This window comes from Planobispora rosea, from assembly GCF_014648175.1.
In the GTDB taxonomy this organism is placed as follows: Bacteria; Actinomycetota; Actinomycetes; order Streptosporangiales; family Streptosporangiaceae; genus Planobispora; species Planobispora rosea.
Genome location: NZ_BMQP01000002.1, coordinates 1 through 25892 on the forward strand (window position 1 = coordinate 1; position 25892 = coordinate 25892).

Sequence of the window (25892 nt, forward strand, 5' to 3'; positions counted from 1 at the left end):
GGACGGCCCTGGCCTCTTCGACGATCTCGGGGACGACCTGCGTGAGAGCGGCGAGCGTGGGGTCGTCGTCCTGCGCGAAGGCGGGGGTGCCGGTCACGTTCGCGCTGCTGAGCGCCAGGGCGGTCGCCAACGCGACGACGAGTGCCCGAGCGGGAATGCGCATGAGTGTCCTTCCGCGTGCGGTGGGGGGCAGTGCACAAACGCCGCAAACGTAAAGATCGTCAAAGTCCGTCCGGATGATCGGGGATTGATGATCCGCAAACGTTCGGTGTCGTCCGGGCGGGTCGCGTTCGAGAACTGGTTTCATCCGGTTCCCGGCGGGCAGCCGCACAGGACCGCAACCCACCGAAAGGAGCGAGAATGCCGACCGCACGGGACATCATGACGCCGAACGCGGAGTGCGTGAACGCCGACGAGACGGTTCTCGACGCCGCCAGGAAGATGGCGCGCCTGGGGGTGGGCTCCCTGCCCATCTGTGGCACGGATGACCGGCTGAAGGGCGTGCTGACCGACCGCGACATCGTGGTGAAGGTCCTCGCCGAGGGCAAGGACCCCGGCAGCTGCCTGGCCGGCGAGCTGGCCCAGGGTGAGGCCGTGACCATCGGCGCCGACGACGACGCCGCGGAGATCCTCCGGACCATGGCCTCGCACAAGGTGCGCAGGCTTCCGGTGATCGACGGTCACAAGCTGGTCGGGATCGTGGCCCTGGCCGACGTGGCCCGGGCCCTGCCGGACCGGCCCGTCGGGGACCTGCTCGACGCGCTCAGCACGGACTGACGGCCGCCGGACGGCCCGCCCCGAGACCGGGCCGTCCGGACCGTCGATGTGAGGGCCGCCCTTCCCGGGAAGGGCGGCCCTCACGGTTTTCCCGGCCGCGCTCAGCGGCGCTCAGCGGTGCTCATCCGCGGCGGCCGGTGGTGGCGATGCCCTGGACGAAGTAGCGCTGACCGAGGAAGAAGATGACGATCAGCGGGAGGGTGGTGATGACGCCGGCCGCCAGGACGATCTCCCACTTGGGGTCGCCGCCCTGGTAGAACTGGTCGACCACCGCCTTCAGCCCCCGGGGCAGCGTGTAGAGCGCCGGGTCCTGCAGATAGATCAGCGGCTTCATCAGGTCGAACCAGCTGGCCTTGAGCTCGAAGATGAAGGCGATGATCAGGGCGGGCCGGGAGAGCGGGAGCGCGATCCGCCAGAACAGGTCGAAGTACGACGCGCCGTCGACGCGGGCGGCCTCGAAGACGTAGCGCGGCACCCCGAGCAGGAACTGCCGGAGCAGGAAGATGTAGAACGCCGAGCCGAACAGGTTGCCCGCCCACAGCGGCACCTGGGTGCCGGTCAGCCCCGCCGCGTTCCAGATCAGGAAGGTCGGCACCAGGGTGACCGCGGCGGGCAGCATCATCGTGGCCAGCACGCTGCCGAAGAGCAGGTTCCGGCCGGGGAAGCGGAAGTAGGCGAAGCCGAAGGCCACGAAGGCGCTGGACAGGGTGACCGTCAGCGCCGCCGCGACGCCGACGACCACCGTGTTGACCAGCCAGGCCAGCATGGGCGCGGCGTCCCAGACCGCCGCGTAGTTCTCCGGCCGGAACGGGACCGGCCAGGGGAGGAACGGGTCGGTGAACGTCCGGTCGCGGGGCTTGAGCGAGGCGACGACGAGCCAGACGAACGGGTACAGGAAGATCACCGACGCGGCGGCCAGAACGGTGAGGAAGAAGACCTTCCCGGTCCCCCGGCCCGCCGGATCGGCGGGCGGGGCCGCCTCGGTCCGGGCGGGCGCGGCCTGGACCGCAGCCTGGATCGGTTCCGCCGCCGTCATCCGGCACGCTCCTCGGCCTCGTAGTAGACCAACCGGTTGCCCACCTTCACCTGGACCAGCGTGATGGCCGCGATCACCAGGAACAGCACCCACGCCAGCGCCGAGGCGTACCCCATGTGCAGGAACTGGAAGCCCTGCTGGAAGAGGTACACGACGTAGAAGAGCGCGGCGTCGCCGTACGACTGCTGGGCCGTCTGGTTGCCGAAGAACATCGTGTAGACCTGGTCGAACATCTGCAGCGAGGTGATCGTGTTGATGATCACCACGAAGAAGAGCGCCGAGCTGATCATCGGCAGGGTCACCGCGCGGAAGCGCTGCCAGGTGCCGGCCCCGTCGATCATCGCGGCCTCACTCAGCTCCCGGGGGACGTTCCGCAGGGCCGCGAACAGGATGATCGTGGTGGAGCCCAGGTTCCACAGCGACATCAGCACGATGCCGGGCAGCACCCAGTCGGGGTCGGTGGTCCACTGCGGTCCCTCGATCCCGAACAGGCCGAGGAACTGGTTGATCATCCCCGCCTGCCCGTTGAGCAGGAAGAGGAAGAGCACACCGACGGCGACGTACGGGGTCATGGACGGCAGGTAGAAGATCGTCCGGAACACCCCGGCGGCGCGGCCGGTGATCCGGTTCAGCACCAGGGCCAGGGCGAGCGCCAGGGCGATGGCCAGCGGCACGTGCAGGAGCGTGTAGACGACGGTGTTGCCGATCGCCCGGGCGACCTTGGGGTCCTCCGTCATCCGCGCGTAGTTGGCCGTCCCGGCGAACTCCGGCGGGCCGATCAGGTCGTAGTCGGTGAACGACAGCACCAGGCTGGCGATCATCGGCCCCACCTGGAAGACCACCAGGCCGATCAGCCACGGCAGCAGGAAGGTGTACGCCCAGCGGGTCTCCGGCGTCAGACGCCTCACGAGGTCGCCTCGTCGATGGCCTTCTGCGCCTCGGCCTGTGCCCGCCCCAGGGAGTCGGCGGCCTTCTGGTCGCCCTGCAGCACCCGGATCGCCGCGTCCTCCCAGGCCTTCTTGAACTCGGCCGCCGCCGCCGACTGCGGCACCACGAACCCGGCCTCCTGAACCGAGCGGATCACCTTGACCGCGTCGTCGAACGGCTTCTTCCCGCTCGGCTTCACGATCTCGGAGAAGATCACCTCGTCGGCCTTGGCGTTGCCGGTGTAGGTGCCGGTGTAGGCCTTGCCCTCCTGGGCGCGCTTGGCGGCGCGGGCCCGAGCCGCCGCGATCCAGGTCTCGGCCGCGGTCATGGTCTTGATCCACGTGCACGCGGCGTCGGGGTTCCTGGCCCCCTTGGGGACCACCCAGGCGTTGCCGCCCACGTTGTTGACCGGGTTGCCCCGGCGGTCCTTGAACGGCAGCACGGTGATGGCGGCGTCCGGCGTGGTCCCGGCCATCGCGGTGACCACGAACTGCTCGGTCAGCATCGCGCCGATCTGGTCCTTGACGAACGGGTTGCCCTCACCGAAGTAGTCGAAGGTGTCGGTGAACGCCTTGAGCTTCTTCCAGCCTCCCTGGGACTCGACGAGCCCGTTCGCGTAGTCCAGCGCCTCGGCGACCTTCGGGTCGTTCAGGCGCGAGGTCCGGCCGTCGGCGCTGAGGATGTCGGCGCCGTTGGCCTTGGCCCAGAGCGGGAGGAACTCCGGGAGCTTCGGGTAGAAGCCGAACCGCTCGATCTTCCCGCCCTCGGTCCGCGTCATCTTCCCGGCCAGCTCCGCCAGCCGGTCCCAGTCGGAGGTGTCGATGTCCGCCGGATCGACCCCGGCGTCCCTGGCGGCCTTGTCGTTGACCACCAGGACGACCGAGTTGTAGAACTCCGGGATGCCGTACCACTTGCCGTCGTACTTCACCTGCTGCTGGGCGGCCGGGTAGAAGTCCCCGGTCGGGATGTTCTGCTCGCTGACGCAGCCGTCCAGCGGCTGGATCGCGCCGCGCGCCGCGTAGCTGCCGATGCGGTCGCGGCCGAGGTAGACCACGTCCGGCGGGTTGCCGGCGGCCACCGCCGACAGGAACGCCTGCTCGTCGAACTGGCCCTCGTTGATCTGGAGGGCGACGCCGGGGTTGGCCTTCTTGAAGGCGTCGACGCGGGTCTTGGCGATCTCGTCGGGGAGCCCGAAGCCCATCGTGGTCAACGATGCCCCGCCGCCGGCCGTCTCACCGCCTCGATCGCCGCCGGACCCGACCCCGCCGCACGCGGCCAGGGTGGTGACCAGGGCGGTGGCCAGGGTCGCCGCCGCGGCGCGACCCGGATTCACCGGACTGTGGAGCATGGGGGCCTCCTCGCGAGTCATCCGTCCCAGCCCGGCGGGAGCCCGGTCTCGGCGCAGGGCCCGTCGCGGGGAGGGCGCGCTCGCCGAGCAGCCGTTCCCCGGCCGGGCAGTCGTGCTGGGAGGACCGACTGCCCGGCGAGGCACGGTTGAATCAACGTTTTCCGGAGAACCGCTTCTCGTCAAGGCCAGTCATTCCTGCCGTCAACCAGGGGCGATCCTCCGGGCGCCGTACCCGGCCCGCTACGCCGTCACGGCGTGGCCGGGACCATCACGGCGCGCTCGTTGGGCACGCAGTGGGTCATCTCCAGGCCGGTGACGTCGCGCGGCCCGTTCTTGCCCAGCCGGGACAGGCGGTCGCGGTCCTCGTCGGTGAGGTCCTGGCTGGCCAGCGGCTCCAGGTGGGCGACGTCCTCGGGGGCGATGCCGAGGCCCTCGCCGACACGCAGCCCGAGCTCGTCCTCCACGAGCAGGAAGTGCCAGACCATGCGCTCCTGGATGGGCCGCTCGCACTGCGACAGCATCGTGACGAAGTTGAGCACGAGGTCGTCGCGCTCCCACTGCTCCATCAGCCGGAACCGCTGCCCGGCCTGCTTGTAGTCGTTGGTGCGGGGGATGCGCTTGCGGGTGAGCCGCCCGGTGATCGTCGGTCCCTGATCGTCGTGCGAGGGGTACTGCGCCTCGCGCAGGCCGCCTGTGATCGACGGCTCGTAGTTGACGTGCGGGTTCTCCCCCGCGCCGTCCACGAAGTAGGTCATCTGGCCGTCGCGCTGGTTGGTGCGCACGTTGGCGTTCTTGGCCTGGTTGACCGGGAGCTGGAGGTAGTTGGGACCGACCCGGTAGCGCTGGGTGTCGCTGTAGGAGAAGGTCCGGCCGACCAGCATCTTGTCGTCGGAGAAGTCGAGCCCGTCGACCAGGACGCCGGTGCCGAAGGAGATCTGCTCGTTCTCCGCGAAGTTGTTCTGGACGTTGCGGTTGAGCACCATCGTCCCGACCTTCCGGGCGGGGAACTCGTTCTCGGGCCAGACCTTGGTGTCGTCCAGCGGATCGAAGTCCAGCTCGGGGTGCTCCTCGTCGGTCATGATCTGGACCAGCAGGTCCCACTCGGGGTAGTCGCCCCGGTCGATGGCGTCGCGCAGGTCCTTGGTGGCGTGCCCCAGGTCGTTGGCCTGTACGGCCGCCGCGTCGGCGGCGGTCATGCTCCGCACGCCCTGCTTGGGCATCCAGTGGTACTTGACCAGGTGGGTCTCACCCCGGTCGTTGACCCACTTGTAGGTGTTGACGCCGAAGCCCTGCTGGTGCCGGTAGTCCGCCGGGATGCCGCGCGGGCTGAACAGGTTGACCAGCATGTGCATGGCCTCGGGCGTCTGCGACATGAAGTCGAAGATGCGGTTGGGCTCCTGGCGGAACGTCACCGGGTCGGGCTTGAGCGCGTGGATGACGTCGGGGAACTTGATGGCGTCCCTGATGAAGAAGACGGCCAGGTTGTTGCCGACGAGGTCCCAGTTGCCGTCCTCGGTGTAGAACTTCACGGCGAACCCGCGAGGGTCGCGCGCCGCCTCCGAGGAGTCCCGGCCGCCGATGACGGTGGAGAACCGGATGGCCAGGTCGGTGCGCTTGCCCGCCTCCTGGAACAGCTTCGCCCGGGTGTAGCGGCTGATCGGCTCGTCACCCAGGTAGCCGGTGGCCTCGAAGTAGCCGTAGGCGGTCGCACCCCGGGCGTGCACCACCCGTTCGGGGATGCGCTCGCGGTCGAAGTGGCTGATCTTCTCCAGGAACTGGTAGTTCTCCAGCGTGGCGGGCCCGCGGGGGCCCACCGTCCGCTGGTTCTGGTTGTCGTAGACCGGGTGGCCCTGCCGGTTGGTCAGCACCGGGCGCTCGTCGCCCGGACCCGGTCCCATGCTCGACACGTCCGTCATGAAGACGTCTCCCCTCCGTGCGCTTAGCTTCCGGCCTTCTTTCCGATGGGCCCCCGCTTATAGCTCACGGAGCAAGAATTTTCGTCAAAACGGACGCCGCCCCGGTCAGCGGGCCTTGGCCGTGGCCTTCCGGTTGGCCTTCTGGATGGCCTCGACGAGCTGCCGCTTGGTCATGGTGGAGCGTCCGGGGATGTCCAGGCGGCGGGCCAGGTCGTACAGGTGCTCCTTGGAGGCGTTCGCGTCCACGCCCTCGGCGGTCCTGCCCGTCTTCGGCGTGCTCTTCTCCGCCTGGGCGTCCGAGGGGCCCTTACCGCCCTTCTTGGCCTCCCAGTGGTCGCCCACCTTCTCGAAGGAGTGCTTCAGCGCGGCGAAGGCCGTACGGTGCGCCCGCTCGCCCTCCCCGTAGGTCTCCACGGCGGAGTCGTGCGCCTTGATCCAGGTCTCCTGCGCCTTCTTGGGGGATCGGCGCAGGGTCGACGGCAGCTCTTCACGTGCCGGCATCTCGAAACTCACCTTTCCTCGTTCGCCAGGGTGCTCGTCCGTCCGGGCCTCCTGCCCCGCCGCCGCCGGATCATGCGGCGTGCATGGGAGGGGCGCGGACGGGTACGGGGGGCCTGATGCTGAGGAGGGAACCATGACATACGAACCGCAACAGCCGGAGCAGACCTCGAGGACCGGTAAGCCGATGGTCCCGGCGACGCCCCGTGACGTGGTCCATATCCGTATTGGCTCTTTCGCCCTGATCGCGGCTCTGGCCATCGGCGCCCTCGCCTTCGCCGGGGGCATCGTCTGGCTGTCCGTCGTGATGGTGGTGCTCGCGCTGGTGGCGGCCGTCGACATGGCGATGGCGATCCGCCGCCAGAACCAGAACCGCCGGACACGCGGCGGTATGACCGAGGCGGGCTGAGCGACACCGGACCGGGAATCGTCTGCGAGGCCCGCCGCCTCCCGGGCGACCCCGGCATCCGTGTGACGGTCCCGCCGCTCTCCCGGTCCCCGATCGCCGCCGGGCCGGTCAGGCGAGGGCGTCCACGGCCTCGGGGGCGAGGATGTGGTCGAGGACCATGTGGGCGCAGCCGGTGATGCCCGCCCCGGGACCGAGGCGGCTGCGCTCGATGCGGAGGTTGCGGGTGGACAGGGCGGTGGAGCGCCGGTAGACGACCTCGCGGACGCCGGAGACCAGCGGCTGGAACGCCTCGGCGACGTCGCCGCCGAGGACGACCACGGCCGGGTTGAGGATGTTGACCGCGGTGGCGACGACCTCGCCCAGCATCCGGGCGGCGTCGCGGATCACCGTCATCGTCCCGGCGTCGCCCGCGCGGACCAGCGCGACCACGTCGGCCAGGGTCTTGACGTCGCGGCCGCGCTCCCGCAGGGTCCGCAGGATCGAGGTGGCGCTGGCGACCGAGTCGAGGCAGTCGGTGTTGCCGCAGCGGCAGAGCACTCCCCCGCCGTGCCGGACCGGGATGTGGCCGATCTCCCCGGCGGCGCCCAGCGCGCCGCGCAGGATCTCGCCGCCCGCGATGACACCCGCGCCGATCCGGGTGGAGACCTTGACGAACAGCAGGTCGTCGGCCTCTCCGGCGTAGATCGCGCGGTGCTCGCCGATGGCGATCACGTTCACGTCGTTGTCGAGGAAGACCGGGCCCGGGAAGCGCTCCTCGATGATCGGCGGGATGGCCACGCCGGTCCAGCTGGCCATGATGCGGGCGCTCTCGGTACGGCGGGCCGCGAACTCCACGGTCGCGGGCACGCCGAGGCCGACGCCGCGGACCTGTGAGACGGAGCGGTCGCCGAGGAGGTCGTTCCAGGTCTGCATGACCAGGGGCAGCACGACGTCGGGACCGTCCTCGACGTCGATGCCGAGGTCGGCGCGGTCCAGCACGGTCCCGGCGAGATCGCAGACGGCGATCTGCGTGCGGCTCGCGCCCAGCGCGCCCACCAGGACGACCCCGCCGGAGGCGTTGAAGGCCAGCCGGGTCGGCGGGCGGCCTCCGGTGGACGGTCCCTCGGTGTCCTCCACCACCAGGCCGCGGTCCAGCAGTTCGGTGACGCGCAGGGAGACGGCGGGCCGGGACAGTCCGGTGACCCGTCCGATGTCCGCGCGCGTGACGGCCTCACCCGTGCGGATGAGGCGGAGCACCTCACCGCTCGTGGCGAGCGCGGTGGCGGGACGACGAGGCATCGGCCCAGTGAACCACACGCAGTTAGGAAATGAAAAGTTCAAACTTTCTCATCTCAAATTACAAAACTCCGCTTGTGTGAAGCGCAAGACATGGCTAGTGTCCGATCTATCCCTGAACCGGAAGATCAAGTACGGAGCTCCCCCATGTCCGAGACCCCTCAGCCCGCCGACCTGATCGTCTTCGGTGGCACAGGCGACCTCTCCATGCGGAAACTCCTGCCCGCGCTCTACCACGCCGACCGCGACGGCCTGCTCGCCGCGGAGACCCGGATCATCGCGATGTCCCGCGGCGGGCTCGACGACGACGACTTCCGCGGCAAGGTGGACGCCGAGGTACGGGGCTCGGTGCCGGTGGACGACCTCGCCATCTGGCAGCGCTTCCTCGCCCGCCTGCACCACGTCACCATCGACATCTCCGGCGAGGACCACACCGGCTGGGCGAGGATCACCGCCCTGCTCGCCGGGCACGAGCAGCGCGACCGTGTGTTCTACCTGGCCAGCCCGCCCATGACCTTCGGCCCGTTCTGCCGCCAGGTGCACCGCGCCGGGCTGGTCACCCCCGCCTCCCGCGTCGTGCTGGAGAAGCCGCTCGGCCGCGACCTGGCCAGCGCCCAGCACATCAACGACGAGGTCGGGGCGATCTTCCACGAGCGGCAGATCTTCCGCATCGACCACTACCTGGGCAAGGAGACGGTCCAGAACCTGCTGGTGCTCCGCTTCGCCAACGCGTTCCTGGAGCCGATCTGGAACTCCCTGTGGATCGACCACGTCCAGATCACCGCCGCCGAGACCGTCGGCACGCCCGGCCGCCGCGGCTACTACGACCACGCCGGCGCGCTGCGCGACATGGTGCAGAACCACCTGCTCCAGCTTCTCTGCCTGGTCGCCATGGAGCCCCCGTCCCGCAACGACCGCGAGTCCGTCCGTGACGAGAAGGTCAAGGTGCTGGAGTCGCTGCGGCCGATCACCGGCGGCGAGGTGGACCGCTTCACCGTCCGCGGGCAGTACACCGCGGGAGTCTCCGGCGGCGTGCAGGTCCCCGGCTACCTCGACGAGCCCGACAGCACCCCGCCCACCGAGGCCTCGCAGCGGGTGGAGACCTTCGCCGCCATCCGCGCCGAGGTGAAGAACTGGCGCTGGGCCGGCGTGCCGTTCTACCTGCGCACCGGCAAGCGCATGCCGTACCGCTCCTCCGAGATCGTGGTGCAGTTCAAGGACGTGCCCCACTCGATCTTCCCGGGCAGCGCGCCCAACCGGCTGGTGCTGCGGCTGCAGCCGAGCGAGGGCATCCGGCTGCACCTGATGGCCAAGGAGCCGGGCGCGGGCGAGGTGGCGCTCAAGCCGGTCCCGCTGAGCCTGAGCTTCGCCGAGACCTTCACCGCCCGCGTGCCCGACGCCTACGAGCGGCTGCTCATGGACGTCCTGGCCGGGAACCCGACGCTGTTCATGCGGCGCGACGAGGTGGAGGCCGCCTGGCGGTGGATCGACCCCATCCTCTCCGAGTGGGAGTCGCAGAGCCTGCTGCCCGAGCCCTACCCCGCGGGCACCGCGGGCCCCGCCGGCGCGCACGAGCTCCTCGCCCGCAGCGGCCGCGCCTGGCACGAGGAGGAGAGCCGGTGACCGATCTCACCGAGGCCGTCAGCAGGCGCAGCACCCCGGTCACGCGACCGGCGGAGGAGCGCGCATGACCACCGACCGTTCCGACCGGATCGAACCCAATGGAGGAGGCCGGATGCACCCCGTCGTCCGAGAGGTCACCGACCGCCTGATCGAGCGCAGCCGCGCCAGCCGCACCGCCTACCTGGCCCGGCTCGACGCCGAGGCCGAGGCGGCCCGCGAGCGCGGCCCCGCGCGCTCCACCCTCGGCTGCGCCAACCTGGCGCACGGCTTCGCCGGCGCCCCGGAGGCCGACAAGCCCGACCTGCGCGCCTTCGTCAGGCCGGGCGTGGCGATCGTCTCCAGCTACAACGACATGCTCTCGGCGCACCAGCCGTACGAGACCTACCCGCCGATCCTGAAGGCGGCGGTCCGCGCCGCGGGCGGCATCGCCCAGTTCGCCGGCGGCGTGCCCGCGATGTGCGACGGCATCACGCAGGGCCGCGCGGGCATGGAGCTCTCGCTCTACAGCCGCGAGGTCATCGCGATGGCCACCGCGATCGCGCTCTCCCACGACATGTTCGACTCCTCGCTCATGCTGGGCGTCTGCGACAAGATCGTGCCGGGCCTGCTGATCGGCGCGCTGCACTTCGGCCACCTGCCCGCGGTGTTCGTGCCCGCCGGGCCGATGACCTCCGGCCTGCCCAACAAGGCCAAGGCCCGCACCCGGCAGCTGTTCGCCGAGGGCAAGGTCGGCAAGGCCGAGCTGCTGGACTCCGAGATGCAGTCCTACCACTCCCCCGGCACCTGCACCTTCTACGGCACCGCCAACTCCAACCAGGTCATGATCGAGGTCATGGGCCTGCACCTGCCGGGCGCGACCTTCGTCAACCCGCGCACCGAGCTGCGCGAGGCCCTGACCAGGGCCGCCGGCCGGCGGGCCGTGGAGATCACCGCCCACGGCGACGAGTACGCCCCCGTCGGCCGGGTGGTCGACGAGAAGGCGATCGTCAACGCCTGCGTGGCGCTGCTGGCCACCGGCGGCTCGACCAACCACACCATGCACCTCGTCGCCATCGCCGCGGCGGCCGGCATCGAGCTGCTCTGGGACGACCTGGCCGACCTGTCGAAGGCCGTGCCGCTGCTGACCCGGATGTACCCCAACGGCCAGGCCGACGTGAACCACTTCCAGGCCGCGGGCGGCATGCAGGTGCTCATCGGCGACCTGCTCGACGCCGGGCTGCTCCACAACGACGTGCTCACCATCGCCGGTCGGGGGCTTGACCACTACCGGTCGGCCGCCGAGTTGAAGGACGGCGAACTGGTCTGGGCCGAGCGGACCGGGGGCAGCACCGACCTCGACGTGCTCCGGCCGGTGAGCGACCCGTTCTCCGCCGACGGCGGCACCCAGATGCTCGACGGCAACCTGGGCCGAGCGGTCATCAAGGTCTCCGCCGTCAAGAAGGAGCACCTGGTGACCGAGGCCCCGGCCAAGGTCTTCGACGACCAGCTGGAGCTGCTGCGCGCCTTCGAGGCGGGCGAGCTGGACGGGCAGGACTTCGTGGCGGTCATCCGCTACCAGGGCCCCAGCGCCAACGGCATGCCCGAGCTGCACAAGCTCACCCCGCCGCTGGCGGTGCTGCTGGACCGCGGCCAGCGGGTGGCGATCGTCACCGACGGCCGCATGTCGGGCGCCTCGGGCAAGGTCCCGGCGGCCATCCACCTGTCGCCCGAGGCCGCCCACGGCGGCCCGATCGCACTGGTCCGGGACGGCGACCCGATCCGCCTCGACTCCGTGGCGGGCACCCTGGAGCTGCTGGTCCCGGCCGAGGAGCTGGCCGCCCGCACCCCGCAGGGGGCGCCGCTCACCGACGCCCAGTGGGTGGGCACCGGCCGCGAGCTGTTCGAGGCGTTCCGCCGTACGGCCGGGCCCGCCGAGCGCGGCGCCGGGATCTTCGCCCTCAACGGCCGCGCCGAGAGCCTGGCGAACGGGAGCCCCGCGGACGAGGACGGCGCGGCGTGACGACACCCTGGCTCGTCGCCGACGTCGGCGGCACCAACGCCCGCTTCGGCCTGATCACCGAGGCGGGCGGGCAGCCCGAGGCGGTGGCCGTACTGACCGGGAAAGACCATGCGGGCCTTCCCGAAGCAGTAGCCGCCTATCTCGCGGAGCACGCGGGCGGAGTTCGGCCGGGAGCGGCCTGCATCGCGATCGCAGGCCCGATCGACGGCGACCGCTACCGGCTGACCAACGCCGGATGGTCGGGTTCGGTCCGCGATCTGGGGATCCCCCACGTCGAGCTGCTCAACGACTTCGAGGCGCTCGCCGCCTCCCTGCCCCACCTGACCGGCGGCGACCTGGTCTCCCTCGGCGGCCCCGAACCCTCGCACGGGGTCAAGGCGGTGCTCGGCCCCGGGACGGGGATGGGCGTCGCCGGCCTGGTGCCCGCGGCGGAGGGCTGGGTGCCGGTCCCCGGTGAGGGCGGGCACGTCACCGTGCCGGTCCTGGACGAGCGGGACCACGAGATCGTCCGGGCGCTGCACGCGGACGGTCTGCGGCACGTGGTGGCCGAACACCTGCTGTCGGGGCCGGGACTGGCCCGGATCCACCGCGGTCTGGCCCTGGTCAACGGCGTGGACGCGCCGCCTCTCACCCCCGCCGACATCGTGGCGCGGCTGGACGACTCCCTGTGCGCCGAGACCGTCGAGGTCTTCTGCGGCATGCTCGGCTCCTTCGCCGGGAACGTCGCGCTGACCCTGGGCGCCCGCGGCGGCGTCTATCTGGGCGGCGGCGTGCTGCCCCGTATCGTGGACCGGGTGCGCGCCAGCGACTTCCGACGCCGCTTCGAGGCCAGCCCGGCGCTCGGCGACTACCTGTCCGCCATCGCCACGACGCTGATCGTGGCGCCGCAGCCCGCGCTCACCGGCGCGGCGGCCTGGCTGCGCCAGCGCCTGACCACCTCTCCGATGGAGTACGCATGAGCCTTCTCGACATCGCCCCGGTGATCCCGGTCGTCGTCATCGACGACCTGGAGACCGCGGTGCCCCTGGCGCGCGCCCTGGTGGCGGGCGGCCTGCCGGTCATCGAGGTCACCCTGCGCACCGCCCCGGCGCTGGAGGCGGTCCGGCGGATCGCCGCCGAGGTCCCCGAGGCGGTGATCGGCACCGGGACCGTCCGGACCGCCGGCGACGTGCGCGCCTCCGCGGAGGCGGGAGCGAAGTTCCTGGTCAGCCCGGGCAGCACGGACGCCCTGGTGGACGCCATGGAGGGCAGCGGCCTGCCGTTCCTGGCCGGGGTGGCGACCGCGTCGGAGGTCATGGCGCTGGCCGAGCGCGGGCTGACCGAGATGAAGTTCTTCCCGGCCGAGGCCGCGGGCGGGCTGCCGTACCTGAAGTCGCTGGGCGGTCCCCTGCCCGGCGTGCGGTTCTGCCCGACGGGCGGGATCAAGCTCGCGACGGCCCCCGACTACCTCGCGCTGCCGAACGTCGGCTGCGTGGGCGGGACCTGGCTCACCCCGGCCGACGCCCTGGCCACGGGCGACTACGACCGGATCGAGAAGCTGGCCGCCGAGGCGGCGGCGCTGCGCCCCGCCGGCTGAACCGGGCGCCCGCCCCACGCGTATCTCGCGGCGACAGCACTCCCGGACAGAGGAGGCATCAATGCGAGCACGCACCGTCACGGCCTGTACCGCTCTGCTGGCTCTCGCGGCCGGTACGGCACACGCCGCGACCGGCCGCGAGGACCGATCCCAGACGCGCAGCCGTTTCACCGTCACCAACCTGGTCTCGGACGTCAGGGGCCGGGCCGCGGTGACCGATCCCGCTCTGGTCAACCCGTGGGGCATGGCCATGGGCAGGACGTTGTGGGTGTCGGCCACCGGCAGCGACCTGGCCACCGTCTACTCCGGCGGCCAGGGAGGCGTGAAACAGGAGAAGACCCGGGTCCGCGTCCCCGGCGGCCGGCCCACCGGGCAGGTGGTCAACCCGGGCCGGGAGTTCACGGTGAAGGGCCCGGGCGGATCGGGCCCCGCGACCTTCATCTTCGCCGGCCCCAGCGGGGCGATCACCGGCTGGAACGCCCGGGCCGACGCCGACGACGCGATCATCGGCGCGTTCGTGCGCGGCGCCGACTTCAAGGGCCTCGCCCTGGCCCGGACCAACCGGGGACCGCGGCTGCTGGCCGCCGACTTCGCGCACAACCGCGTCCACGTCTTCGACGGCGACTTCGACCGCCTGCGCACGCACCGCCGCGCCTTCCGCGACCCCGCCCTGCCCCGCGGCTACTCGGCGTTCAACGTCGAGGTCGTGGGCCGCTCCGTCCTGGTGGCGTACGCCGAGCGCGACCCGGAGACCGGCAAGGCCGTGGCCGGGCCGGGCAGGGGGTTCGTCAGCCGGTTCGACGGCGACGGCCGCTTCCTCGGCCGCTTCGCCGCCCGCGGTGCGCTGAACGCCCCCTGGGCGATGACGCTCGCCCCGCGTGACTTCGGCGCCCGCTCCGGGACGCTGCTGGTGGGCAACTTCGGCGACGGGCGGATCAACGCCTACGATCCGCGCACCGGCCGCCCGCTCGGGCCGCTGCGCACCTCCGGCGGCAGGCCGATCACGCTGGGCGGCCTGTGGGACCTGGAGCCCGGCACCGCGACGGTCGGCGGCGAGAACGCCCTGTGGTTCAGCGCGGGCAGCGACGGCGGCACGCACGGCCTCCTCGGCCTGATCCGACCGGCCGGAGCGGAGCGGGGAACCTCGGCGCCGCCCTCCGCCCCACCGGCGCCCTCCCCGTCCGCGACGACCTCGGCGCCGGTGTCCCCCTACTGACCGGCCCGTCCCGCCCCGAGCGGGCCCGAGAGCCCGCGGGCGGGGACGGGCCGTCCCGGAGCAGGGCGCCTCAGGGCGTCTCAGGGCGCCTCAGCCGGTCTCAGCCTCCTTGCCGGCCTCAGCCGCCTGCCGATCTCAGCGGATCTCACGGCGGCGCTGGCACCCCACGCAGAAGGCCGCCAGCGGACGCGCCTTGAGGCGCTCGAACGGGATGTCCGAGCCGCAGTCCTCGCAGCGGCCGTAGACCAGCTCCGCGATGTTCCGCAGGGCGGCGCGCACGACGGCGATGTTGCGCTCGACGGAGACGATGTCGGCGAGGACATCCGGCTTGGCGGAGACCTCCACCGCGTCGTCGTTCACCGCGGCCTCCAGCTCGGCCAGTCGCTTGGTCCAGCGGAACAGCTGCTCCCGCAGCTCCTCGCGGATGGAAGTCAGCTGGACGTCACTGAGACGGACGTCTGCGGTCATGATGATCGGATCCTTTCGGGAAGCGGGATGCAGGACATGCCGCGGGCCGCCGGGACCGGGCCGCCGGGACCGGGCCGGAGAACGGCGGCCGGGTCCGCGCGGCGCCCGCGAAGTGACGCGCCGCCGTACTCGGGCATGGCGCGGGGGCCTGCGCCGAGCCCGCTGCTCGGCACAGGCCGGGAAACGCCCGGTGGAGACCGGGGAAAGACCGGTGGAGGCCGGAGAAGGTCCGGCGGAGACCGGGAGAGGAGGACGACCGCTCAGAGAGCCGGAGGGCTGCGCGGAGTGACGGCCCGCTGCGTCACCCGCCTGGGGTCACCCGCCGGACGGACGTCGTACCGGGCGAGCCGTACGAGGACGGGGTCCTCCGCCGATGTCCCCGCGAACGTCAGGGAGCGCGGCTGCCCGGGCACCGGAAGGTGCTCGGCCCCGCCGGACAGGACCCTCGGCGCGGTCGACGGGTGTGTGTCGGTGCCCTGGAGGACCCAGAGGGCGGTGCCGGTTGCGGCGTCGGCGGAACGCCACCCGCCGGACCAGGCAGAGGGGGCGGCGGCCGACAGCAGGACCGCCAGAACCAGGCCCACCACGGCCGTTACGGCAGTGGGCCTGCGTGTGCCCCACCGCGGTTCCCTCATCACTTGGACCATAGCCCACCGTCCGGGAAAGGGCACTCCGCCGCCGGGCGGGTTCCCCTTCCCCGCCGGCGGACACGGCTCCGGGCCGCGGGCGAGCGCGTCCGCGGACGCTTCCCGGACGCCCGGTGACTTCCCCATACCGGAGCCCCGTGCCTCCCGTGTGCCGAAGAGGTCCCGGCGGCACCCATTATTGGAGGACGTCTCCCCGACCCCCATGTGAGGTGCACGTGGCCGCTCCACCGGTCTGCCCGCCGTCCGTCGAGGACCTGACCTATCCGGCAGGATCCCTGGTGCTGATCACCGGCCTCCCCGGCGCGGGCAAGAGCACCCTGCTGGATCGGCTGTACGGCCTGCGCGGCGACGAGACCGGGCCGGTGACGGCCGACGGCGCCGTGGTGATCGACTCACGGCAGGCCCGCGCGTGGTGGGCTCCCCGCCTCGCCCCGCTCCCGCCGCGCCTGCGCACCCCGATCGTGCACGCCACCCACATGGCGCGCATCGTCCGCGCGCTGCTCCACGGCCGCACGGTCGTCGCGCACAGCCGGGGCACCTGGCCGCACATCGTGTACGGCCTGGCCTGGATCGCCCGCCTGTCCGGCGCCGGGATGCACCTCATCATGCTCGACGTCGATCCCCGGACGGCCCGCGAGGGGCAGCTCTCCCGCGGCCGGGTCGTGGCCCCCGTCCTCTTCGCCCGGCACTGCCGCCGCTGGCGGCGGCTGGTCACCCGGGCCCGGACCGGTGCGCTCCCTCCCGCCGCGAGCGTCACGGTCCTCGACCGGCCCGCCGCCGACCTGCTGCGGGCCATCACCTTCGACAAACGCTGAACCCGGCTCAGCGCGTCTCGCGTCCAGGAAATCCCCGGTCCGGCCCGCTCACCGGGCCTCGTGCCCCGGAAGCCCCCGGTCCGTCCCTCCCACCACGAGCTCCAGGGCCGGGGACTCGCGGGTCGATGATCCGCTCCGGTCCGCGTCGCGGTCCGGGAGATCGCGGTTCAGGCTTCGCATCGCGGCGGCGAGCGCGGCGCCGTACACCACGTGACCGGCCGCCATCACCGCGACGCGGCCCGGCCGGTCACGGGAGATCGGTGGCAGGATGCCGAGCCCGGGAACCCATCCCTGGTAGCTGACCAGCCAGATCGCCAGGCCGTACCCGATGCCGGCCGGAGCCGGAGGACGGCGTCCCCGCGTGAGGAGACCGAACAACGCACCCCCCGCGGCGCCGAAGCCGGCGTGCGCGAGGGCGCCGAGCACCCCCTCACCCGGCTTGGGCCGGTGCCGGTTCCCCGGCAGGAACGCGCGGGTGATGCGCTTGGGCGGCTGGTCGCGCATCAGCCCGGCCCGGTCCCCGGCGACCATCACCACGCTCATGGCGGCCGTGGCGAGCAGCCCGGCCACGCCCCCTCGCACGAGATCACGGATCATGAAGCCACTCCCGGTCGGCTCGACGTCTCCCATGCCCGCCGACTCCCCCGCACACCGCCCGCCAAACAACCGGAGACGCGTCCGGCGCCGTCACTGTCCATGAACGAACTACCTGCTGACCCGGACCGCGGGTGTGTGGTTGCGGTCGAGGAGGGCCAGGCCCGTCTGGGTGGGGTGGTGCAGGACGTTGTTGTGATGCCGGTGTGTGGTGATCAGGCCTGCCTCGCGCAGCACGGCGGTGTGCTGGCTGATCGCCGCCGATGAGATGTCCAGGCGACGGGCCAGGGCGCCGGTGGTGGCCACCCCGTCGGCGATGGCGGTGAGCACCGACGCGCGGGTGCGGCCCAGGAGGTTGGCCAGAGCCCGCGTTGCCGTGCCGGCCGTCCAGACGCCCACAGCGTGGTCGACGTCGAGTACGGCAGGGTAGATGAGGATGCAGTCGGCGGGATCGCCCGGGTCGTACATCACCGATGGGTTCCGCAGGAAGAACGACGGCACCAGCAGCAGCCCCCGCCCGTCGAGGGGGAGGTCGGCGTCGAACTGGTCGCCGCAGTCGACGTGGAGGGTCGGCGGCCTCCACTGGATCTTCGGGTGCAGGCCGGACAGCAGACCGTCGACACCCCGGCCGAGCAGGATCGTGCCGCGCCGGGCGCGCTCGGCGTCCAGGTGCGCGCGGATGGCCGTCCAATGCGGTGCGACGGCGGAGTGGTGGTAGGCCTCCATCGTGGACAGCACCTCCCGCCGGGCGGCGGGGGTGTCGACGAGCGCGGTCAGCGTGGTCGGCACCCGGCCATGGTGGCTCGCGTAGAAGTCCAGCTCCGCCCGTACGGCCCGGCGCGGGCTGGCCAGAAAGGTCTCGGCGCTTTCGGCCAGGTCGAGGCCGGTGCCCGCGAGGATGGCCATATCGAACCATGGTTTTCGCGCGGGCGTGATGGCGGCCAGGACCGCGGACCGCGCGTCGAGGCCGCTGCGCACCCGGCGCCGCCACCCGCCGAACACCGTCTCCCCCGTGCGCCCGCGCAGCGTGCCGAGGCTGAACAGAGTCTCGGCCATGGGGCCCAGCGTCGGCGCCAGCCGCACCCGCGCCACGTCGTCGGCGGTGAAATGAATCCGGTGCATCCGCTCCCCGTTTAAGCGTCGATATCGCCGTCACAATATGTCGCCGCGCCGTCACACGAGGCGCTGAGCGGCACGGTTAAGCCAGGACTTACAAGTCTCGCGGAGCGTGATTTCTTCCTGCGACAGTGAGCGGGGCGGCTTTCCGATGGAGAAAGGACGGCTCGACCTCATGCCGCAGGTCGGCTTTCGCCGTGGCGGCGCGTCGGTCGGATCGAACGCACGCCTCAGCTGGCCCGACGTCCGGCTTCGTGCATTCTTGCGGGAAAGGGGATCGTGTTGAGGCGGCCCGCACGATGTCGTCTCCCGTCGGCGATGACGCCGGCCTGCTACTGCTGGGCACGAATGGTGCGTTGCCGTGCCCGCGCGGTGGCCGGTAGCCCTCTCAAGTTAGTCGGATACGCCATAGACGGCCGCTGGCGTCGGAATTCGACATGTTTCCCGGAACCAGTCGGTCCTTGAGACTCAGGAAGCAGATGTTAAAGCTCAGAAGCCTTTTATCCGTCCTTACGATCCTCTTGGTCGCCGGACCCATCTGGCTGATCAATCCCACAGCGGCCAGCGCCGACTGGGCTCACGACAAGTGCTCCTATATCACTATGCGGGAGAAGGTGATCGGCGACAGTCCTTACATCAAGCTCACCGGGGAGGAGAGGTACCGGGTGGGCAACAACGATGAGGAAGTGACCGAGACGCTGACCTTCACGAAAGGAGTCCAGGCAACGGCGGGATGGCACTACAAGGGTTCGGCGGAGCTCTCCTTCGGGAAAGTCCTCGAACTCGGCGGCGAGGCCGGCTACCAGGACATCGAGACCCTGAACGACACCTTCACCCGCACTGTCCCGGTCAAGACCGCGAAGGGACAGTTCAAGATCGCTCAGCAGTATGCGCTGATGCAGGTGAGGAACGTCTATCGCCAGTGGGTCACGCCATCGGGATACCTGTGCGGGAACACCCTGATAGCAACGGCCGCGTTCCCGGACAGCGCCGGTGTCTGCGTGTGGGAAGAGGGCAAGGACCCGCATAGCGTGTGCAGGCACTGGCAGTTCACCTACGGCGGTGGCGGCGGACCGGCGCCCGGCGGGACCACGCCTCCCCAGCCCCCGGCTCCCCAGCCCGTGACCTCCGTCCACGGCCTGGCCGACGGCACGGTGCTGGCCACCACCGACACCAAGCGCATCTACAAGATGGTCGGCGGAGCGCCCGTCTGGCAGGCGACCTGCGCGGACAACATCTGCCAGCCGCAGTCGCGGCCCACCACCCAAGCGGTGATCAACGCCGGACCCGCCACGCCGCGCAACGGTTCCACAGCCGTGGACCAGCGGGGCCGGATCTACCTGTTCGTCGGCGGCGCGCCTCTGTGGCAGGACGCCTGCGCCGCACCCGTGAACTGCGGCAACCCGGTGAAGGTGTCGGACTGGTCGATCGACGCCCGTGAGCACATGAACCAGCGTCCCGCCGACGGCCATCTCGTCCAGGCCAAGGCCGGGAGTATCGATCTTCCCGTAGCGGTGACGGTGGGCGGCGCGCTCATCCCGTTCGCCAATCCGCAGGAGGTCGTCGACTCCGGTTACGGCGGTGACTGGGCCTCCCGGGTGGTCGCGATCAGCGCCCACAGCTACCAGTTGCTGGGCTTCGACCCCGCTAACAACACCTTGATCCAGGGCTCGTCCGGAGGGGTGTCCACCCCGGTGGCGATGGTCGTGGGCGGCGCGATCATCCCGTTCGCCAGCGAGCAGGAAGTGATCGACGTCGGCTACGGCGCGAACTGGCGGAGCCTGGTCCGCGGCGTCCCGGCCCGGGTGTTCAACGCCCGCTCACGCATCCCGGCTGACATGACCCTGGTCCAGGGCACCGGAGGCGGGGCCTCCACTCCCGTCGCCCAGGTCGTCGGCGGCGCCCGGATCAATTTCGCCAACCCGCAGGAGGTCATCGACGCCGGCTATGGCAACGACTGGGGTTCCAAGGTCAGGGCCATCCCCATCAGGGCGTTCAACGAGATGCGTGCCGACATCCCCGACGACGGCACCCTGGTGCAGGGACCGGGAACCGCGGTGGCGCGCATCGTCGGCGGCGCGCGGGTGGAATTCGCCAACCCGCAGGAGGTCATCGACTCCGGCCACGGCCACGACTGGGGCCGCCTCGTCCGTGCCATTCCGGCGCGCGCGTTCAAAGCGCTGCCGACGAAGATCGTCGACGGGACGCGGCTCGGAAAGGCGGGCTCGTCCAGTCAGGGCGGAATCATCGGCGGCGCGAAGGTCCCGTTCCACAGCATGGCCGAGCTGGAAGCCGCCGGATACGGCCCCAGACCGACGCAGGTCATCCCGGTCCGCGTCTGGGACGCCCTGCCCACCCAGATCGCCGACGGCACCCGCATCGCCAAAGCCGGCGCCACATCCGAAGCCGCCATCGTCGGCGGAGCCAAGGTCGAGTTCCACACCATGGACGAACTCATCGCCTCCGGCTACAAAGACGAGCCACGCCAGGTCATCCCGGCCCGTGTCTGGGACGCCCTGACCAAACAGATCACCGACGGCACCCGCATCGCCAAAGCCGGCGCCACATCCGAGGCGGCGATCGTGGGCAGGGCCCGGATCGACTTCCACACCATGGACGAGCTGCGGGCGGCCGGTTACGGCGGCAAGCTCCGCCAGGTCATCCCGGCCCGCGTCTGGGACGACCTGACCACCCAGATCGCCGACGGCACCTACGTCAAGTCTCCCGACTCGGCCGAGGTGTGGCTGGTCAACGGCGGGCGTAGAACGCCGACGAGCCAGTCCGCCGGGGCGCAGGTGATTCCCGTCCGCGTCCTGGATGCGATCCCTCTGGACTGAGGTCAGGTGCAGGAAGCGCCCGGCCTCCTCATCGGGGCCGGGCGCATCGCCCGCGTTCCGCAGTCCGTAGGTACACGGGATCGGGGCTTCATCCAAGGCCAGGGAGTTGAGGCTCTCGTGGTGCCGGCGAGCCGTAGTTCTCAGGACGTGAGGACGGAGATCCAGTAGAACGGTGATCCTCCACAACCGCCGCCGGAGAACCGGATCTCCGTTGACGGCCTCGCTGACCGCTCTGCCGGTCGTGACGCCCGGAGTGCGCCCCGGGGCCTACCGCATCGTCTCCTTCGACGGCTGCAGCTCGCTCAAGGCGCCCGCCACCACCCGGTCAAGCAGCGGGTAAGGAGCGCGCAACCGGCTGCGGATATCCCTGGACGACCGGGACCCGCCGGGCTCCGGGCATCCGGCATCGAGCGACATCAAGGGCGAGGGACATGGGACGCACTTCTCGGGTCATCATCACCGCCGCCGTCGGGCTTCTCGCGGCCGGCGCCGTGGCCGGTGCCGCTCTGGGCGGTCTGAACTGGCCTTTCGCCCTGCTGCTGGCTTCCGCCGGGACCGTGTGGATCGTCGATCTCCTGAAGGTCCGCCCGTCGGCGGACGGCGAGGAGTCCTGAATGCCAGGACGGGGACGGGCTCACAGCGGCAGTACGCCGCCGGGCTTGATGGCCTTCATGGCGATCTGGGAGGTGAGCTTGTCCAGGCCGGGCAGGCGGCCGAGCTTCTCCAGGCAGAGCTGGCTGTAGGCCTCCATGTCGGGCACCGCGACCCGCAGCACGTAGTCGGGGCGGCCGAACATGCGCAGGCACTCGACGACGTCGTCGATCCCCATCACGGCCTCCTCGAAGGCGGTGACGGTCTCCGCGTCCTGGCCCTCCAGCTCGACGTAGGCCAGGACCTGGAATCCGCGGCCGACCGCGGCCGGGTCGACCACGGCCCGGTAGCCGCGGATCACCCCCGTCTCCTCCAGGTTGCGGACCCGGCGCAGGCACGGGGAGGGCGTGAGCCGTACCCGCTCGGCCAGTTCCTGGTTGCTCAGCCGCCCCTCCGCCTGGAGGAGACCGAGAATTGCGCGATCCGTGGCATCCATGGCAGCGAATGCTAACCCACTGGTCAGACGCCATAAACATTGACATCGGATACCAGTCACTCTGACATAACCTTGCGGCAATCCAAGCGGGACCGACAGACGGGACCACGAGTATGACGATCTTCGCCGACGCCCGCGAGATCTCTCCCGACGACCGGTATCTCCTCGACGGAGGCCAGGTCTTCATGAACGGCACGCAGGCCCTGGTCCGGGTGATCCTCGACCAGATGCGCGCCGACCGCCGCGCCGGGCTCGACACCGGCACGATGGTGTCCGGCTACCCCGGTTCGCCGCTGGGCGGTTTCGACCTGGAACTGGCCCGCGCCCGCGCGCACACCGAGCCGCTCGACGTCGTGCACCGCCCCGGCCAGAACGAGGAGCTGGGCGCCACCGCCGTCTGGGGCAGCCAGCTCGTTCCCACGCTCCCCCGGCCGCGCAAGGCCGGCGTGCTGGGCGTCTGGTACGGCAAGGCCCCCGGCGTGGACCGCGCGGCCGACGCCTTCCGGCACGGCAACTTCGCCGGCGCCCACCCCCTGGGCGGCCTGGTCGCCTTCTGCGGCGACGACCCGACGTGCAAGTCCTCCACGCTCCCCTCCGCCACCGAGAGCGCACTCGCCGCGCTCGGCATGCCGATCGTCCACCCTGGCAGCGTCCAGGAACTGCTCGACCTGGGCCGCCATGCGATCGCGGCGTCCCGGGCGAGCGGTCTGTGGGTCGCGGTGAAGGCCGTCTCCAACGTCGTGGACGGCACCGGCACCGTGAGCGTCGGGCATGACCGGGTCGTCCCGGTCATGCCCGGCGCCGGCTACACCGTCGAGTACGAAGGCCGGCCGTACCGGCACATGCCCAACGCCACCCTGCTCACCCCGTGGTCGCTGGAGATGGAGCGGACCCTCGTGGGCCCGCGCACCGAGCTGGCCCGCGCCTACGCCCGCGAGAACGGCCTCAACCGGATCACCGCCGACCCGCCGGGCGCCTGGCTCGGCATCGTCGCCTCCGGCACCGTCTACCACGACGTGCGCGAGGGCTTCCGCAAGCTCGGCATCACGCCGGAGGAGGCCGGCGTCCGCCTGCTGAAGATCGGCATGCTCTGGCCGCTGGAGCCGGAGATCGTCCGGACCTTCGCCCGCGGCCTGGAGGAGATCCTGGTCGTGGAGGAGAAGGCGCCGCTGCTGGAGACCCTGGTCAAGGACGTCCTGTACGGCACCGCCGACGCCCCGCGCGTGCTGGGCAAGCTCGACGAGAACGGCGCCCGGCTGATCCCGCAGGCCGGGGGCGTGGACGCCGACCTGGCGGCCAAGGCCGTCGCCTTCCGGCTGCGCCGCAAGGGCATCGCGGCCGACCGGGGCTCCTCCGACCTCGGTGACCGGGTCACCAGGAACCTGGCCGTCATCTCCCGCCCGGAACCGCTGAAGCTGCTCACCGCCCAGCGCACCCCGTTCTTCTGCTCCGGATGCCCGCACAACCGCTCCACCGCCGTCCCGGACGGCGCGCCGGTCGGCGCCGGGATCGGCTGCCACACCATGGTGGTGATCAACACCGAGGGCAAGGGCACGCTCACCGGCCTGACCCAGATGGGCGGCGAGGGCACCCAGTGGATCGGCCAGGCGCCGTTCACCGACACCCCGCACATCTTCCAGAACCTCGGCGACGGCACCTTCCACCACTCCGGCTCGCTCGCGATCCGGGCCGCGGTCGGCGCGGGCGTCAACATCACCTACAAGCTCCTCTACAACAGCGCGGTCGCCATGACCGGCGGGCAGACGATCCAGCCGTCCCTGGCGGTGGCCGACCTGACCCGCTGGCTGGAGGTCGAGGGCGTGCGCCGGGTGATCGTCACCACCGACGAGCCCCAGCGGTACCGGGGCGTCAAGCTCGCCGCGATCGCCGAGGTGCGCGACCGGAGCGCGCTGGAGGACGCCCAGCGCGAGCTGGCCGCGATCCCCGGCGTGACCGTGCTGGTCCACGACCAGCAGTGCGCGGCCGAGAAGCGGCGGCTGCGCAAGAAGGGCGCGCTGCCCGACCCGGTCAGGCGGGTGGCGATCAACCAGCGGGTCTGCGAGGGCTGCGGCGACTGCGCGAAGAAGTCCGAGTGCCTGTCGGTGCTGCCGGTGGAGACCGAGTTCGGCCGCAAGACCGAGATCCACCAGTCGTCCTGCAACAAGGACTACTCCTGCGTGGAGGGCGACTGCCCGTCCTTCGTCACCGTGGTCCCGGGCAAGGCGAAGAAGACCGGGAAGACCGGGAAGACCGGGAAGGCGGCCGGGCGCGCCGTACCGGCTCCCCCGCAGATGTCCTCGCCGGAGCTCCTGCGGCCGGGGACGGACGGCTCGACGATCCGGCTGGTCGGCATCGGCGGGACCGGCGTGGTGTCGGTCGCGCAGATCCTGGGCACCGCCGCGCTGATCGACGGCAAGCAGTCCCGCGGGCTCGACCAGACGGGCCTGGCGCAGAAGGGCGGCACGGTCGTCTCCGACATCCTGATCTTCGAGGGGGACGACGACCGGACCGGGCAGGCCAGCGCCGCCAGCGTCGACGCCTACCTGGCGCTGGACCTGATCGGCGCCACCGATCCCAAGCACCTGCGCACCGCCGACCGCGACCGGACCGTCGCCGTGGTCTCCACGAGCCTGGTCCCGACCGGTTCCATGGTGCTCGACCCGGCCACGCACCTGACCGAGCCGAGCTCGCCGATCGGCGCGCTGGAGGCGCGGACCCGCCGCGAGCTGAACGTCTACCTCGACGCCGAGGGGCTGTCCCAGGCGCTGTTCGGCGACCACATGCCGGCCAACACGATCGTGGTCGGCGCGGCCTGGCAGCGCGGGCTCATCCCGCTCAGCCTCCAGGCGATCGAGCAGGCCATCCGGGCGGGCGGCGGGAAGTCCGCCGAGAAGACCGTGGCCGCCTTCCACTGGGGCCGCGCGGTCGTGGCCGCCCCCGAGGCCGTGGCGGCGGCGACCGGCTCGCCCGAGGCCCCGGCCCCGCGCCCGGAGGGCGAGATCCTGCGGCTGATCGAGTCGGTGGGCGCGGCCGAGGGCGGCGAGCTGCGCCGCCTGCTCGAGATCCGGATCCCGGATCTGGCCGCCTACCAGGACCTGCGCTACGCCGCCCGGTACGCCGACGCGGTCCGCGCGGTGCTCGCCCGGGAGCTGCCGGACGGCCGTCCCGCCGCCGGAGTCCCGATCACCGAGGCCTACGCCCGGCAGCTGCACCGGCTGATGACCTACAAGGACGAGTACGAGGTCGCGCGCCTCCACCTGGACCCGGCCGAGCGCGCCAGGATCGCCGCCGAGTTCGGTCCCGGCGCGAAGATCTCCTACAACCTGCACCCGCCGCTCCTGCGGGCGCTGGGGATGAAGCGCAAGATCCGCCTGGGCACCTGGTTCGATCCGGCCTTCCGCCTGCTGTACGGCATGCGCCGGGTGCGCGGGACCCGGCTGGACCCGTTCGGCCTGGCCGGGGTGCGCAGGGTCGAACGCGAACTGGTCGCCGAGTACACCCGTGACGTGCACCGCGCCCTCGACCTGCTCTCCCCGGAGACCGAGGGGCTGGTCCGCGAGCTGGCCGAGCTGCCCGATCTGGTCCGCGGCTACGAGCACGTGAAGCTGGGCAACGTGGCCGCCTACCGGGAGCGGGCCGCCGCCCTGCTGGAGCGGCTGGGCTCCGGCCGCTGACCCCGCTGGTCCCGGTGGCCCGGGGAGTCCGCGAGGGGGCTTCGCGGACTCCCC

23 protein-coding genes are annotated in these 25892 nt (G+C 71.5%); 12 read left to right on the forward strand and 11 right to left on the reverse strand.

Features of this window, described 5'->3' with window-relative positions; translation table 11 throughout:
• Positions 1-360 precede the first annotated feature (360 nt).
• Positions 361-777: a CBS domain-containing protein gene (locus tag IEZ08_RS01895; protein WP_068923023.1), complete on the forward strand. Its 417-nt coding sequence runs from the start codon at positions 361-363 to the stop codon at positions 775-777.
• Between the two features lie 121 nt (positions 778-898).
• Here IEZ08_RS01895 and IEZ08_RS01900 read toward each other — a convergent pair whose 3' ends face one another.
• From IEZ08_RS01900 to IEZ08_RS01920, 5 genes are all read right to left on the reverse strand, one after another.
• A complete protein-coding gene (locus IEZ08_RS01900) occupies positions 899-1813 on the reverse strand; it encodes a carbohydrate ABC transporter permease (RefSeq protein ID WP_084780001.1) in 915 nt (304 codons plus the stop codon).
• The gene (locus IEZ08_RS01905; protein WP_068923022.1) at positions 1810-2721 is read right to left on the reverse strand and encodes a carbohydrate ABC transporter permease; all 912 of its coding nucleotides are present in this window, start codon (positions 2719-2721) and stop codon (positions 1810-1812) included. The genes IEZ08_RS01900 and IEZ08_RS01905 overlap by 4 nt, the downstream gene beginning before the upstream one ends.
• Complete coding sequence (locus tag IEZ08_RS01910; RefSeq protein WP_068923021.1) at positions 2718-4088, reverse strand: extracellular solute-binding protein; 1371 nt, start codon at positions 4086-4088, stop codon at positions 2718-2720. Before IEZ08_RS01910 ends, IEZ08_RS01905 begins: the two co-directional genes overlap by 4 nt.
• 248 nt (positions 4089-4336) lie before the next feature.
• Complete coding sequence (locus IEZ08_RS01915; RefSeq protein WP_068923020.1) at positions 4337-6004, reverse strand: catalase; 1668 nt, start codon at positions 6002-6004, stop codon at positions 4337-4339.
• A gap of 105 nt (positions 6005-6109) precedes the next feature.
• Positions 6110-6505, reverse strand: a complete 396-nt coding sequence (locus IEZ08_RS01920; protein WP_068923019.1) for a ChaB family protein — start codon at positions 6503-6505, stop codon at positions 6110-6112.
• A 133-nt stretch (positions 6506-6638) separates the two neighbouring features.
• Between IEZ08_RS01920 and IEZ08_RS01925 the strand changes: the two genes are divergently transcribed.
• On the forward strand, positions 6639-6911 hold the full coding sequence (locus IEZ08_RS01925) for a hypothetical protein (RefSeq protein WP_068923018.1): 273 nt from the start codon (positions 6639-6641) through the stop codon (positions 6909-6911).
• Between the two features lie 108 nt (positions 6912-7019).
• On the opposite strand, the gene IEZ08_RS01930 is transcribed toward IEZ08_RS01925, so the two are convergent.
• On the reverse strand, positions 7020-8189 hold the full coding sequence (locus IEZ08_RS01930; RefSeq protein ID WP_068923017.1) for an ROK family transcriptional regulator: 1170 nt from the start codon (positions 8187-8189) through the stop codon (positions 7020-7022).
• A 144-nt stretch (positions 8190-8333) separates the two neighbouring features.
• On the opposite strand from IEZ08_RS01930, the gene zwf reads away from it, so the two are divergent.
• The 5 genes from zwf to IEZ08_RS01955 all read left to right on the forward strand — a co-directional run bounded on the left by zwf (position 8334) and on the right by IEZ08_RS01955 (position 14600).
• Complete coding sequence (gene zwf, locus IEZ08_RS01935) at positions 8334-9809, forward strand: glucose-6-phosphate dehydrogenase (protein ID WP_189241533.1); 1476 nt, start codon at positions 8334-8336, stop codon at positions 9807-9809.
• Between the two features lie 64 nt (positions 9810-9873).
• Positions 9874-11808 (forward strand): phosphogluconate dehydratase, encoded by a 1935-nt coding sequence (gene edd, locus IEZ08_RS01940; RefSeq protein ID WP_229802857.1) that lies wholly within the window; start codon positions 9874-9876, stop codon positions 11806-11808.
• A complete protein-coding gene (glk, locus tag IEZ08_RS01945) occupies positions 11805-12767 on the forward strand; it encodes a glucokinase (protein WP_068923015.1) in 963 nt (320 codons plus the stop codon). The genes edd and glk overlap by 4 nt, the downstream gene beginning before the upstream one ends.
• On the forward strand, positions 12764-13384 hold the full coding sequence (gene eda, locus IEZ08_RS01950) for a bifunctional 4-hydroxy-2-oxoglutarate aldolase/2-dehydro-3-deoxy-phosphogluconate aldolase (RefSeq protein ID WP_189241534.1): 621 nt from the start codon (positions 12764-12766) through the stop codon (positions 13382-13384). The genes glk and eda overlap by 4 nt, the downstream gene beginning before the upstream one ends.
• 61 nt (positions 13385-13445) lie before the next feature.
• Positions 13446-14600: a TIGR03118 family protein gene (locus IEZ08_RS01955; RefSeq protein WP_189241535.1), complete on the forward strand. Its 1155-nt coding sequence runs from the start codon at positions 13446-13448 to the stop codon at positions 14598-14600.
• Between the two features lie 135 nt (positions 14601-14735).
• Here IEZ08_RS01955 and IEZ08_RS01960 read toward each other — a convergent pair whose 3' ends face one another.
• Both IEZ08_RS01960 and IEZ08_RS01965 read right to left on the reverse strand, forming a co-directional pair.
• Positions 14736-15068 (reverse strand): TraR/DksA family transcriptional regulator, encoded by a 333-nt coding sequence (locus IEZ08_RS01960; RefSeq protein ID WP_068923012.1) that lies wholly within the window; start codon positions 15066-15068, stop codon positions 14736-14738.
• Positions 15069-15328: 260 nt separating this feature from the next.
• Positions 15329-15655: a hypothetical protein gene (locus IEZ08_RS01965; protein WP_068923011.1), complete on the reverse strand. Its 327-nt coding sequence runs from the start codon at positions 15653-15655 to the stop codon at positions 15329-15331.
• A 275-nt stretch (positions 15656-15930) separates the two neighbouring features.
• Between IEZ08_RS01965 and IEZ08_RS01970 the strand changes: the two genes are divergently transcribed.
• A complete protein-coding gene (locus IEZ08_RS01970) occupies positions 15931-16530 on the forward strand; it encodes an AAA family ATPase (protein ID WP_068928697.1) in 600 nt (199 codons plus the stop codon).
• A 48-nt stretch (positions 16531-16578) separates the two neighbouring features.
• Here the strand turns inward: IEZ08_RS01970 and IEZ08_RS01975 are convergent, their stop codons facing one another.
• Both IEZ08_RS01975 and IEZ08_RS01980 read right to left on the reverse strand, forming a co-directional pair.
• Entirely contained in the window at positions 16579-17127 is a 549-nt protein-coding gene (locus tag IEZ08_RS01975) for a DUF6789 family protein (RefSeq protein WP_229802858.1), read from the reverse strand.
• Between the two features lie 108 nt (positions 17128-17235).
• Positions 17236-18246, reverse strand: a complete 1011-nt coding sequence (locus tag IEZ08_RS01980; protein WP_189241536.1) for an ArsR/SmtB family transcription factor — start codon at positions 18244-18246, stop codon at positions 17236-17238.
• A 596-nt stretch (positions 18247-18842) separates the two neighbouring features.
• Between IEZ08_RS01980 and IEZ08_RS01985 the strand changes: the two genes are divergently transcribed.
• The 3 genes from IEZ08_RS01985 to IEZ08_RS01990 all read left to right on the forward strand — a co-directional run bounded on the left by IEZ08_RS01985 (position 18843) and on the right by IEZ08_RS01990 (position 21691).
• Positions 18843-21077: a hypothetical protein gene (locus tag IEZ08_RS01985; protein ID WP_189241537.1), complete on the forward strand. Its 2235-nt coding sequence runs from the start codon at positions 18843-18845 to the stop codon at positions 21075-21077.
• A 211-nt stretch (positions 21078-21288) separates the two neighbouring features.
• Positions 21289-21417: a hypothetical protein gene (locus tag IEZ08_RS40155; protein WP_268249306.1), complete on the forward strand. Its 129-nt coding sequence runs from the start codon at positions 21289-21291 to the stop codon at positions 21415-21417.
• A 91-nt stretch (positions 21418-21508) separates the two neighbouring features.
• Positions 21509-21691 carry a hypothetical protein gene (locus IEZ08_RS01990; protein ID WP_189241538.1) on the forward strand — a complete coding sequence of 61 codons (183 nt, stop codon included), beginning with the start codon at positions 21509-21511 and terminating at the stop codon, positions 21689-21691.
• Between the two features lie 20 nt (positions 21692-21711).
• Here IEZ08_RS01990 and IEZ08_RS01995 read toward each other — a convergent pair whose 3' ends face one another.
• Positions 21712-22164 (reverse strand): Lrp/AsnC family transcriptional regulator, encoded by a 453-nt coding sequence (locus IEZ08_RS01995; RefSeq protein WP_068923007.1) that lies wholly within the window; start codon positions 22162-22164, stop codon positions 21712-21714.
• A gap of 113 nt (positions 22165-22277) precedes the next feature.
• Here IEZ08_RS01995 and IEZ08_RS02000 point away from each other — a divergent pair, with 113 nt between their 5' ends.
• Positions 22278-25838: an indolepyruvate ferredoxin oxidoreductase family protein gene (locus tag IEZ08_RS02000; protein WP_189241539.1), complete on the forward strand. Its 3561-nt coding sequence runs from the start codon at positions 22278-22280 to the stop codon at positions 25836-25838.
• The last annotated feature ends 54 nt before the right edge of the window (positions 25839-25892 follow it).